The sequence below is a fragment of the Pseudomonas sp. G5001 genome (assembly GCF_013385475.1).
GTDB lineage: Bacteria > Pseudomonadota > Gammaproteobacteria > Pseudomonadales > Pseudomonadaceae > Aquipseudomonas.
On sequence record NZ_JACAPZ010000035.1, the window covers coordinates 87,478 to 99,546 of the forward strand.

Consider the following 12,069-nt stretch of genomic DNA (forward strand, 5'->3'; position numbering starts at 1 on the left):
TATAACAAAAACAGGGCAGGATCCATGCGCAATAAACGGACTTTTCAGCCTCGCGCCGTGTTGGCTGTCGGCATCCTCTCACTGCATTACCTGGCCCCCCAACAAGCCCTGGCGGCTTGCGTGCTCACCCCGGGTCCTGGCAACGATGCCTACACCTGCGACAGCGGGAGCAGTCCGACTGGGCTTACGGACCTTGCCGGCAATAACACCCTGACCCTGCCCGCAGGCGGCACGGGCACCATCAACGGCAATATCACTTTCGGCGCCGGCACTGATTTTGTCGACATGAACTCCGGGCGCATTGTCGGGAGTATCACCCAGGGCGACGGTGCCGATCGCTTCCAAATCAGCGCCGGCACCGTGACCGGTGCGGTTTCCCAGGGCAACGGCATCGATGATTTCGTGATGAGCGGCGGGCAGATCCAGTCCCTGGCCCAGGGCGATGGCCGCGACACGTTCCTGATGACCGGCGGCACCATCGTCGGCGCTTTCGAGGATGGCGACGTGGCCCGGCAAACCGCAGGCACCATCGGCCGGGTCGACATGAAGCTCGACAACAACATCTACGACATGTCCGGCGGGTCGATCCTCGGCAACCTGGTGACCGGTTTCGGCACGGATACCATCATCGTCTCCGGCGGCAGCATCGGCGGCAATATCAGCACCAGTGGCGGCAACGACAGCATTACCGTCAGTGGCGGCGTGATCAACGGCGAGATCCGCGCCAGTGTCGGCAACGACACACTCAACTGGCTCAATGGCGGCCAGATCAGGTCCGCGGTGCTGATGGGCGATGGCGACGACACCGCGCTGCTCAGCGGCCTCAACGAAAACCTGCTCGGCACGACGCCTTCAATTGACGGCGGCCTGGGCAACGACCAACTGACCTTCGACAACACCACTTCCAGCACAGCCGCGCGCTATATCGGCTGGGAAACGGTCAACCTCAACAACAACGCGCGTTTCGACCTGGCCGGCGACTTTTTCCTCGGCGACAGTGCCAGCAATACCGGCACCTTCAACATCGATGGCAGCAGCACCCTGGGCGTGACGCAAGGCAGTATCCGCCCCTACACCGCAGGCGCACTGGCCACCCTGAATAATGCAGGCACCATCGACATGACCAGCCGCAGCAACACCGCCACCGATACGTTGACGGTGGACGGCAACTACGTCGGCAACAATGGGCAGCTCTGGTTGCAAACCGTGCTGGGCGACGAGAACTCGGCCACCGACAAGCTGGTAGTGTCTGACGGGACCATCAGCGGGCACACACAAATGACCGTGAGCAATCTCGGCGGCCTGGGCGGTCTCACACAAAACAGCGGGATCGAAGTGGTGCAAGCCCTCAACGGTGCCACCAGCAGCACTGATGCATTTGCCCTGAAAGGCTCGGTATCCGCCGGAGCTTATGAGTATCTGCTGTTCAAAGGGGGCGTCACCGCCGGCACGGAAAATAACTGGTACTTGCGTTCGTCGGTGGTCGCCGTGCAGCCACCGGTGGTGCCACCTGTACCGCCGACGCCCCCGGTGGTGGTGCCCGTGCCGCCGATCCCGCCAGTGCCGCCCGTGGTCGCGCCGGATGAACCGCCCGTGGAGCCACCGACCGCGCAACCCGTCGCCCCGGTCGAGCCCCCTGCTCCACCGCCCAGCCAGGTCGCGGCTGCCACCTCGCCGGAGTCGGCAGCGAGCAACCCGGTGTTGCCTGACGCCATCGCCGGGGCCGAGCCGATCCCGTTGTATCGCCTGGAGGTGCCGGTGTACTCGGTGGTCGTCCCGGCCGCGCAGTTGATGACCCTGCAAGCCCTGGGCACCTTCCACGACCGCCAGGGCGAACAAAGCCTGCTCAGCGAGACCGGACCGGTTCCGGCGGGCTGGGGCCGTGCCTATGGCAGTGACTTCAACAAGAGCTGGTCGGGTACGGTATCGCCGAGCTTCGACGGTTCCATCAAGGGCTATCAAGTGGGCCATGACCTCTACGCCTCCGAGACCAGCGGCGGACAGCTCCAGCGTTTCGGCCTGTTCATCGGCCAAAGCCGCCTGCAAGGTGACATCAAGGGCTTTTCAATGGGCTTCCAGGACAACCGCTCCGGGCGGGTCAAGCTGGATGGCGATAACTTCGGCGCCTACTGGACCCTCACCGATCCCAAGGGCTGGTACGTTGACCTGGTGGCCATGGGCACGCGCTTCGACGGTGACAGCAAGTCCGACCGTGACGTGAAGATCGACAACAAGGGCCACGCCCTGGCCCTCTCGGCGGAAGCCGGCTACCCGATTACCGTCTCCGAACACTGGGTGGTGGAACCCCAGGTGCAGGTGATCAACCAGCAGATTGACATGGACCACCAGAATGACGGCATCTCCAAGGTTTCATTCGATTCCCAGGACTACTGGACCGGCCGCCTCGGCGCACGCCTGAAGGGGCGTTACCTGGTGCAGAACACCCCGATCGAACCGTATGTGCGAGCCAACGCCTGGCGCACCTTCGGTGGCAGTGACACGGTGACCTACGACGACGTGGACCGGATTAAAACCGATCACAAGTCATCCACTGCCGACCTCGGTGTGGGCGTTGTCGCCAAGTTGTCGTCCACCGTCAGCGTGTACCTGGCGGCGGACTACAACACCCAACTGGACAGCAACACGCTGGAGGGTTTCAGCGGTAACGCCGGGGTACGCATGAGCTGGTAGGCTCACGCCTCCCGGGGGCAGCTAACCGCGCGGGCAACGATGGCGCCCACCACCGCACCCGCTATCGGTGCCGCCCAGAATAGCCACAACTGCATCAGGTATTCCCCGCCGGCAAACAATGCCGGCCCGGTGCTGCGCGCGGGGTTGACCGAGGTGTTGGTGACGGGGATGGCCACCAGGTGAATCAGCGTCAGGGTCAGGCCAATGGCAATCGGCGCAAATCCGACAGCCGCACCCGGGCCGGTGACACGCATGATGATGAACACAAAAAAGAACGTCGCCACCGCCTCGACCACCAACGCGGCCAGCAGGCTGTACTGCCCGGGGCTCAACTGGCCATAGCCGTTGGCGGCGAAAGCACCCACTTCAAACCCCGGACGGCCACTGGCGATCAGCGCCAACACGGCGGCGGCGACAATCGCACCAGCCACCTGGGCAATGATGTACGGCACCACGTCCCCCCCCCGGCATCCGGCGTCCCACCCACAAGCCGATAGTCACCGCCGGGTTGAAGTGCGCACCGGAAATACTGCCCACCGCGTAGGCCATGGTCAGCACCGTCAAGCCAAAGGCCAGGGCGACACCGGCGAAGCCGATCCCAAGCTCCGGAAACGCCGCGGCCAGTATCGCGCTGCCGCACCCGCCGAAGGTCAACCAGAACGTCCCAAGAAATTCTGCTGCGATTTTCTTTTGCAAACCAACTCCACCCAATGCCAACGCCATCCGATTGATGGACCCGGCGGCGACGGTAGCAAGCGGGGTTAACCGGCTCGTATCAGACTTTTCCGGTTAAAGCGCGCGAGATATCGACGGTGCTGAAGATGAAGCTTTTGTCAGTAAAGCCTCACTTAATCGATGGTTAATCCCCCGGGACGACAGTTGAATCGACCGCACTCGCACGGCTCCAGCCGTTGCCCAGGGCGGCCGCGGCTCATCACGTTGTTGAGCCTGCGAACGACTTGCGGAGAAACACCATGAAACTGCGTACGTTAATGCTCGGCGCTGCACTGGCCCTGACGACTGTAACGGGGATGGCGCAGGCTGACACCGCACCCGTCATCACGCCTTACCACTACGGCGAGAAGATGGATGTGCAGAAGGTACTTGCCATGCACGAACCCGACACCAATGTCTGCAAAGTGATCAATGCCGATATCAAGTTCGTGGACAGCCAAGGGAAAGTCCAGGACGTGGGTTATCGCAAAATGTCCGAGGCGTGTGATTTCCAGAACTGATGTGATTGCAGCGCCGTTGCAGGGGTGAGCGAGCTCGCTCCTGCGGTCGCCAGGCGTTACCCTTGCCGGCCGCTTCACGGCCGAAAGGATCAAGGAAACGGCGTTGGCCTGGCATTTATCCAGGCCCGCAAGTCTTCACTGACTGAAGCTCAACCGTCCGTTTAATAGAAAGGACGCGCGCCGGCTCGTTTGAGGGCCGGGGCCTGGGTGTGGGTATGCTTGAGGTCTTCACGCAACTCGGTAATCAAGTTGCAGATCGCCCGACTGCTGTCGAGCTTGTTGGCGCAAATGCCGGTGACCACCAGGTCGACCCGGTCATGATCGATCTCGTGATAGACCTTGACCGTCAGCGAGGCGTCCGACGCCTTGGTGACTTCACAGCGCTTGGGCAGAAAACTTCCTTCAATGATGCCGCGTAGTTCCAGATCCGAAAGCATGGCCGACCTCTCCTTTTATGAGATTGCCAATCGATTGTTATCAATATTCTTATTGCTGGCGACCGTGATGAGACGTTCACCTTTTTGCGCCTTGCCAGCCCTGGCAGACGGCTTCACGTACCCAGCCTACTAGGCCGTTCAGAGTTGCGTTGGATCCTTTCCTCATAAGCGACAACGTTACTTATATAAGTTACGTGGCAGACCGCCATTAACCCGTTCGTTTGGGGGATCAGCAGCGGTATTTGTTGCTCATTCAGAGTTGTAACAGGATCTTATGAAGCATTAAACATGCCGTCGGGCATGGCCTGCCAAGGCCCAGGAAAATCGGCATATTCGAACGAAATACGGGCCACCGACTCATGCATCCTGCAATAAGCACCGGTTGGCGTCATGCAAATTGAAAGACTGTAAAAACAAGCGCCTTCCCGAAACTATTTACAGCGAAAATAAACACCCTCCAAACGGGTGGTTGCGACTAACATTAAATTTTCATTAGATTAAACGTTTAATCTGCTTGAGCCGCCACTCGTTCGGCAACATGTCGCAAACTATCAAAGTTAATATTGGCCCCCGAGTTGATCGCCACCCATGTTTGTCCCTGGATCCCGGTCTTCGCGACATGCTTGCGGATACCCGCCACCGCCAGCGCCCCCGAAGGTTCGGTAATTGATCGCGTATCGTCGTAGATCAGCTTGATGGCGCTGCACAGTTCGTCATTGCTGACGGTGATCACCTCATCCACGTGGTGTCGGCAGATTTCAAAACCATGGGCGCCTATCTGGGCCACGGCAGTCCCGTCGGCAAAGCTGTCGACGCTCGGCAGCACCACCCGGCTCCCTGCGCGCAAGGCTGCCAGCAGGCAACTGGAGCCTTCGGGCTCGACGCCGACGATGCGCACTTCGGGGCGCAGGTATTTGACGTAGGCCGCGATACCGGCGATCAACCCGCCGCCGCCCACGGGGACAAAGATCGCGTCCAGCGGGCCCTGCTGTTGGCGCAGCACTTCCATGCCCACGGTGCCCTGCCCGGCAATCACGTCCGGGTCGTCGAATGGCGAGACAAAGGTGCTGCCGGTGGCCTCGGCCAGTTGCAACGCGTGGGCCAGGGCAAACGGAAAGCTGGCCCCGTGCAACACTGCCTCGCCGCCTCGGGAGCGCACGCCCAACACCTTCAGCTCCGGGGTGGTGCACGGCATGACAATCGTCGCCTTGATCCCCAACTCCCGCGCCGCCAATGCCACGCCCTGGGCATGATTACCCGCAGAAGCAGTGATCACGCCTCGCGCCTTTTGCTCGGCACTGAGCTGCATCAGTTTGTTGTAGGCGCCTCGAATCTTGAAGGAAAAGGTCGGTTGCAGGTCTTCGCGCTTGAGCAGGATCTGATTGCCCAGCAATGCCGACAGCGCCGGCGCCACCTGCAACGGCGTACGCACCGCCAGGTCGTAGACCGGAGCGGCCAGGATCTTCTTCACGTAGTGCTCAAGCAATCCCGAATCTTGGGGCTGGCTCGCCGGGCGGGTACTCATGGATGTCTCCTGGGTGTTTACAAGGCCCTGGAGACGGAAAAACAAAACCCGCCTCTAGGGCGGGTTTGGGTACAGCCGAGCGCTATCCCGCCAAATGAGGAATGGCGGTAATAATGCTTGGCTGGCAACGAAAGGTTTGAAATGTCATGAATCAAAATTAACCGGCGCCACCGGGCAAGTCAATGGCGAAACGCCAGGCTTTACGTAGAGCATACGAAACGTATACGCTTTGTATATCAACTCTGCACAGTGAAGCTCATGGGCATCGTCAAGATCACCGACCAATTGCACGAACAACTCCGTCTGGCCAGCGCCACCATGGACCGTTCCATCAACGCCCAGGCCGAGTTCTGGATCAAGATCGGCCTGCTCGCCGAACTCAATCCACACCTGGCCTATAACGACCTGATCAACAAACTGTTGCTGGACAAGCCCGACCTGATCCGGGGGCGCAGCGAATGATCAAGACCACCGAACAACTTGCCGTGATGCGCGAATCCGGCCGCCTGTTGGCCCAGGTGTTTACCATGCTCGATGGTTTTGTCGCCGCCGGCCAGTCGACCCTGGAGATCGACAGCGCGGTGGAAGCCTTCATCCGCAATGACCTGCAATCGCGACCGGCGAGCCTGGGCCAGTACGACTACCCCTTCTGCATCAATACCTCGATCAACGAGGTGGTGTGCCATGGCATGCCCAGCGCCAAGGCCGTGCTCAAGGACGGCGACATCGTCAACATCGACATCACCCTGGAGAAAGGCGGCTATATCGCCGACTCCAGCAAGATGTACATGATCGGCAATGTCTCGCCCAAGGCCCGGCGCCTGGTGGAAATGACCTTCGAAGCGATGTGGGCCGGCATCCGCCAGGTCAAGCCCGGTGCACGCCTGGGGGATATCGGCTACGCCATCCAGAACCATGCCCAGAGCAACGGCTACAGCGTGGTGCGTGAATATTGCGGGCATGGCATTGGCCGCGAGATGCACGAGGACCCGCAGATCCTGCACTTCGGCCGCCCCGGTACCGGGCTCGAACTGCGTGAAGGCATGGTGTTTACCATTGAGCCGATGCTCAACCAGGGCAGCGCCAAGGTGCGCAGCTTGAAGGATGGCTGGACGGTGGTGACGCGGGACAACAGCTTGTCGGCGCAGTGGGAACATACGGTGGCGGTGACGCGGGATGGGTTTGAGGTGCTGACGTTGCAGCCGGACGTCTGAATGGCGCACATCCCCTGTGGGAGCGGGCTTGCTCGCGAAAGCGGTGTGACAGTCGCCATCTACAGTGACTGATCCACCGCTTTCGCGAGCAAGCCCGCTCCCACATTTAGACCTCAGTGATATTCAGGATTTTAGTCATACTGCCTTGTCGCCACTCCCCGCAATCCGCTTCAACCCCAGCACCATCAACCCCGCCCCGAGTCCCATCGCGGCCATGAACAACGGGTACGAAATCCACCACGGCGTGCCCGCCGTCATCATGCTGAATTCCGACATCCCGCCCACGCTGGCGATCAGGTTCAACGGCAGGAACACCACGTTGATCAACGTCAGCTTGCGCAGCAGGTTGTTCATGCTGTTGTTCATCAGGTTGCCCCGGGCGTCGATCAGCCCGGAGAACACGTTGGAGTAAATCTCCGCCTGCTTGTAGCACTGGTTGTTCTCGATGATCAGGTCATCGATCAGGCCCAGTGTTTCAGCGCTGAAATGTTCCTTTTCCCCATGGTTGCGCAGGCGCGTCAGCACCGCGCCGTTGCTGTGCAGGGCGTTGATGTAATAGATCAGGCTTTCGCTGAGGTTGAACATCTGCATCAGGTGGCGATTGCTCATCGATGCATTGAACTGCTGCTGCAGTTCCCGGGCGACCATCTTGATCACCTTGAGGTGGCCCAGGTAGTGATGGATGTTGTTGAGCAGCAAGTCCAGCAACACATCCAGCGGCGTGCGCAATGGCCGGCGCGCACCCAGCCCGGAGAGCTGGCTGTCGTCGGTGGCGATCACCAGGAGTTGGTCCCCGGAAAACAACAGGCCGCAGGACGACACTTCAAACACCAGGTTGCCGCCGCCGGAATAGTTCTCCGGGCGCTTCCAGATCAGGAACAGGTTATCGGGGTGGAACTCGATGCGCGACACTTCGTCCGGGTCCAGCGCCGAAGCCAGGGCGTGTTCATCGAGCTTGTAGCAGTCGCGCAGGTACTTGCGCTCGTGGGGGTCAGGATTGCTGAACAGCAAGACATCCCCGCCGTCCCCCAGGCTGTTGTACAACTTGCCATCGGTTAATTCAAAGCGCTGGATCATCGCGCGTCACCACACCTGGCCTTGACGCTTCAACTCCAGGCGTCGCACGAACTCTTCCAGTACCAGGGAATACAAGTCGTCTTGCAGGTAGGCATCTTCGATGCCGGCGTCCATGTTGGGGTTGTCGTTGACCTCGATTACCACCACCTTGTCGCCGGACTGCTTGAGGTCGACGCCGTACAGGCCGTCGCCGATCAGGTTGGCGGTTTTTACCGCCAGTTCCACCACCGCCTTGGGGGCTTCGTGAACCGCCAGGGTGCGGCACTCGCCGTTGATGTCCTGGCCGATGGCCTTGTGGTTGTAGATCTGCCAATGCCCCTTGGACATGAAGTACTGGCAGGCAAAGATCGGTTTGCGATTGAGGACGCCGATGCGCCAGTCGTACTCGGTGTAGAAAAATTCCTGGGCCAGCAGCAACACGGAATGCTCGAACAGTTCGGCGGTGGCGGTCAGCAGCGCTTGCTGGCTTTCGACCTTGATCACGCCGCGGGAGAAACACCCGTCGGGGATCTTCAGCACCAGCGGGAAGCCGAGGCGCTCACCCACCCTTTCGAAATCTTCGGGTCGCTCCTTGTAGAGAATTTCGGTGGCGGGCATGCCCAGTTGATGGCTTTTCAGCAGGTCCGTGAGGTAGACCTTGTTTGTACAGCGCAGGATCGAGGCCGGGTCGTCCATCACCACCAACCCTTCGCTTTCGGCCTTTTTCGCGAAGCGGTAGGTGTGGTTGTCGACACTGGTGGTCTCGCGGATCAGCAGGGCGTCGTATTCGGCCAGGCGGGCGTAGTCCTTGCGTTCGATCAGTTCCACGTCGATGCCGAGCCCCTTGCCGACCCGGACGAAATTTTCCAGGGCGCGGGCGTTGGACGGCGGCAGTTGTTCCTGCGGGTCGTGCAGGATCGCCAGGTCATAGCGGGCCAGACGGCGGGAGCGCGGTTGACGCCAGATCTTGCGGCTGAAGTTGTCCAGGGCATTCGCGAATTGGTCTTCCTGGTCATCACGCAACTTGTGCAATACGCCAGACTTGATGCCTTCGATGTGCCAGCCGTTATTCTTGCGAAACTCAACTAACAGGATCGGGCAGGGAAACGCTTCAAACAATTGGCGGGCCAGATCCTGCAAGGGTTCAATATTGGTCCGGCCAAAGTAAAGTGTCAGGGTAAAGCCTTCGGTGTTGCTGTAGAGATGATGACTCAAGGCTTTATCGAGGGTTTTATCCAGGTCATCCAGGGCCAGGCCGTACAGGGACTTTTTCGTCAGTTCGCTGATGGTGCGCACCGACGGAATCACCTTGTGGCCACGCGCCTCGGCCAGCAGCGAGCAGTAATAGCCGTGCCCCAGGTACTTGTAGCTGCGGCACAGGTTGATCACCTGCACGCGCTTGCCCGTCTCGTTTTCCCGGGTTTGCTCAAGGTATTCCTGGGCGGTGACGATGTCTTCGCTGGGGAAGTACGAGGCCCAGTCTTCCTTGCGCTCGACAATGATCACGACTTGACTTGCACTCTTGGGAGGGCTGGAAAAATAACCGTTGGAAGTTATTGTCGCCGCCACTGTTTGCTCGGATACTTCACGCCAATGACCTTGTACCGCTGACATATTGATTGATCCGCTTTAGAGAACTAGACCTTTTCTATTAAGCACGATCTTTTAGAGAAGTCCCGTTTCGTTACGCAACTTTTACGGCGGTCACATGGCTCTTTCCTTTCGCGTTGCAACACCCGATGACGTGCCTGCATTGGTGGCATTGGAACAGCACTGTTTCACCACGGACCGGCTCTCCACCCGCAGCTTCCAGTGGATGGTCAGTCGCGCCCACGGGCAACTGCTGGTGGCAGAAAAACACGGCGAATTGCTGGGCTACGCCCTGGTGTTGTTCCACCGTGGCACCTCGCTGGCGCGCCTGTACTCCATCGCCATCGCCGAGTCTTCCCGGGGCCTGGGCCTGGGCAAACAACTGCTGACGCGCATCGAAGCCTGTGCGGTGGAGCATGACTGCGCCTACCTGCGCCTGGAAGTGCGTACCGACAACCCCGGCGCCATCGCCCTGTATGAGCGCAACGGCTACCGGCGCTTTGCCCTGGTCAACGACTACTACGAAGACCACGCCCCGGCCCTGCGCCTGGAGAAACGCATCCTCCAGCACCAGGACGCGCGCGCCTTGAGCGTGCCCTACTACCAGCAAACCACCGACTTCACCTGCGGCGCCGCCAGCCTGCTGATGGCCATGGGTGCCCTGGAACCTGCGCGGGTGGCCCAGCGCCGGGAAGAACTGCAGATCTGGCGCGAGGCAACCACCGTGTTCATGACCGCCGGCCATGGCGGCTGCAGCCCCCAGGGTTTGGCGCTGGCCGCCTGGCGCCGGGGCTTTCGGGTGCGCATGCAGGTCAATGTCAGCGGGCCGTTGTTTCTCGACGGGGTGCGTGATCAGCATAAAAAAGACGTCATGCGTTTGGTGCATGACGCCTTCGAGGAAGAGTTGGCCTTGAGCGACGTTGAGCAAGTGCTCGGCGGCCCGCTGGATTTACCCCAGGTGCTGCGCGACGGCGGCCAGCCGCTGGTGTTGATCAGCAGCTACCGCCTGACCCGCTCCAAGTCGCCCCACTGGGTAATCGTCACCGACTGCGACGAAGACTTCGTGTACCTGCACGACCCGGACGTGGATCACAGCCAGCACCGCCAGCCCATGGACTGCCAGCATCTGCCGGTCAGCCATGGGGAGTTCGAGCGAATGTGCCGGTTCGGCAATAATAAATTGCGGGCAGCGGTGGTGGTGTTCAGGCGACTTGCTTGATCCCGGCCTTGGCTTCCAGTTCGCGCACCAGCGGTAATACACGCTTGCCGAAGTATTCCACTTCTTCCTGAAAGTGCAGGAAGCCGGCCAGTACCAGGTCCACGCCGACCGCCTTCAAGGCGACGATGCGCTCGGCAATCTGCTGCGGGGTGCCGATCAGATTGGTCTTGAAGCCGTCGTTGTATTGCACCAGATCCTCGAAGGTCGACTTGGCCCAGTTGCCCTCACCTTCCGGTGACGCCTTGCCCGCCTGTTTCGCCGCATCGCCAAACGCGTTGACGGCTTCCGGGTCGGCCTGCTCGATGATTTGCGCGAGCACGGCGCGGGCTTCTTCCTCGGTGTCGCGAGCGATCACAAACGCATTCACACCGACTTTCACCGAATGGTTATTGGCCGCCGCCTTGGCGCGAATGTCATCGACCTGGGCCTTGATGCCTTCCGGGGTATTGCCGTTGGTGAAGTACCAGTCCGATACCCGTGCCGCCATGTCCCGCGCGGCCCGCGAACTGCCACCCTGGAAGATTTCCGGGTGGGGCTCGCCCAGGGGCTTGGGCTTGAGGCTGTAGTTGTCGAAGCGGTAGAAATCACCCCGGAAGGTGAAGTTGTCCTGGGTCCAGATGCCTTTCAGGGCGCGGATGAATTCCTCGGAACGGCGATAACGCTCGTCGTGCTCCAGCCAGTGTTCGCCGATGGCCTGGAACTCGCCCTTGAACCAGCCGCTGACGATATTGACGGCAACGCGGCCGTTGGTGAGTTGGTCGATGGTTGCCAGTTGCTTGGCCGCCAGCGCAGGTTGCCAGGGGCCCGGCAGGATTGCCGCGATCACCTTGAGCTTGGTGGTGGCAGCCAGCAACGCGTGGCTGAACGCGACCGACTCATGCTGGTATTCGGCGCCATAACCGGCGGTGAAACGAATCTGTGTCAGGGCGTATTCAAAGCCGGCTTCTTCAGCCAACTGCGCCAGCTTGCGGTTGTAGTCGATGCCCCAGTGGGTGCGCTGTTCGATCTTGCTGACCACCAGCCCTCCGCTGACGTTGGGCACCCAGTAGGCAAATTTGACGGCTTGCTGACTCATTGGACTGTACCTCGCGGATTGGCATGT

General features: G+C 60.5%; 10 protein-coding genes and 1 pseudogene. 5 read left to right on the plus strand and 6 right to left on the minus strand.

All coding sequences use genetic code 11. The features are described from left to right. Positions 1-24 precede the first annotated feature (24 nt). Positions 25-2,691, plus strand: a complete 2,667-nt coding sequence (locus HX805_RS25465; protein WP_177117393.1) for an autotransporter outer membrane beta-barrel domain-containing protein — start codon at positions 25-27, stop codon at positions 2,689-2,691. A 2-nt stretch (positions 2,692-2,693) separates the two neighbouring features. On the opposite strand, the pseudogene aqpZ reads toward HX805_RS25465, so the two are convergent. Further along, a pseudogene (gene aqpZ / locus HX805_RS25470) lies at positions 2,694-3,387 on the minus strand (aquaporin Z). 278 nt (positions 3,388-3,665) lie between these two features. On the opposite strand from aqpZ, the gene HX805_RS25475 reads away from it, so the two are divergent. Next, positions 3,666-3,926, plus strand: a complete 261-nt coding sequence (locus HX805_RS25475; protein ID WP_177035605.1) for a DUF2790 domain-containing protein — start codon at positions 3,666-3,668, stop codon at positions 3,924-3,926. A gap of 161 nt (positions 3,927-4,087) precedes the next feature. Here HX805_RS25475 and HX805_RS25480 read toward each other — a convergent pair whose 3' ends face one another. Both HX805_RS25480 and ilvA read right to left on the minus strand, forming a co-directional pair. Beyond that, positions 4,088-4,363, minus strand: coding sequence for a DUF1652 domain-containing protein (locus tag HX805_RS25480; protein ID WP_003215295.1), 276 nt, complete (start codon positions 4,361-4,363; stop codon positions 4,088-4,090). A 505-nt stretch (positions 4,364-4,868) separates the two neighbouring features. Beyond that, a complete protein-coding gene (gene ilvA, locus HX805_RS25485; RefSeq protein WP_177081636.1) occupies positions 4,869-5,888 on the minus strand; it encodes a threonine ammonia-lyase, biosynthetic in 1,020 nt (339 codons plus the stop codon). A gap of 258 nt (positions 5,889-6,146) precedes the next feature. Here ilvA and HX805_RS25490 point away from each other — a divergent pair, with 258 nt between their 5' ends. Then, complete coding sequence (locus HX805_RS25490) at positions 6,147-6,350, plus strand: ParD-like family protein (protein WP_003215288.1); 204 nt, start codon at positions 6,147-6,149, stop codon at positions 6,348-6,350. Further along, the gene (gene map / locus HX805_RS25495) at positions 6,347-7,102 is read left to right on the plus strand and encodes a type I methionyl aminopeptidase (protein ID WP_177042233.1); all 756 of its coding nucleotides are present in this window, start codon (positions 6,347-6,349) and stop codon (positions 7,100-7,102) included. Before HX805_RS25490 ends, map begins: the two co-directional genes overlap by 4 nt. 135 nt (positions 7,103-7,237) lie before the next feature. Here map and HX805_RS25500 read toward each other — a convergent pair whose 3' ends face one another. Both HX805_RS25500 and HX805_RS25505 read right to left on the minus strand, forming a co-directional pair. Continuing rightward, on the minus strand, positions 7,238-8,179 hold the full coding sequence (locus HX805_RS25500; RefSeq protein WP_008430799.1) for a magnesium transporter CorA family protein: 942 nt from the start codon (positions 8,177-8,179) through the stop codon (positions 7,238-7,240). 6 nt (positions 8,180-8,185) lie between these two features. Continuing rightward, entirely contained in the window at positions 8,186-9,772 is a 1,587-nt protein-coding gene (locus HX805_RS25505) for a RimK family protein (RefSeq protein WP_003215278.1), read from the minus strand. Positions 9,773-9,866: 94 nt separating this feature from the next. On the opposite strand from HX805_RS25505, the gene HX805_RS25510 reads away from it, so the two are divergent. Further along, the gene (locus HX805_RS25510; protein WP_177009424.1) at positions 9,867-10,967 is read left to right on the plus strand and encodes a GNAT family N-acetyltransferase/peptidase C39 family protein; all 1,101 of its coding nucleotides are present in this window, start codon (positions 9,867-9,869) and stop codon (positions 10,965-10,967) included. Here HX805_RS25510 and sfnG read toward each other — a convergent pair. Beyond that, positions 10,951-12,042: a dimethylsulfone monooxygenase SfnG gene (gene sfnG, locus HX805_RS25515; RefSeq protein WP_087692696.1), complete on the minus strand. Its 1,092-nt coding sequence runs from the start codon at positions 12,040-12,042 to the stop codon at positions 10,951-10,953. The two genes, HX805_RS25510 and sfnG, sit on opposite strands and share 17 nt — an antisense overlap. Positions 12,043-12,069 lie beyond the last annotated feature (27 nt).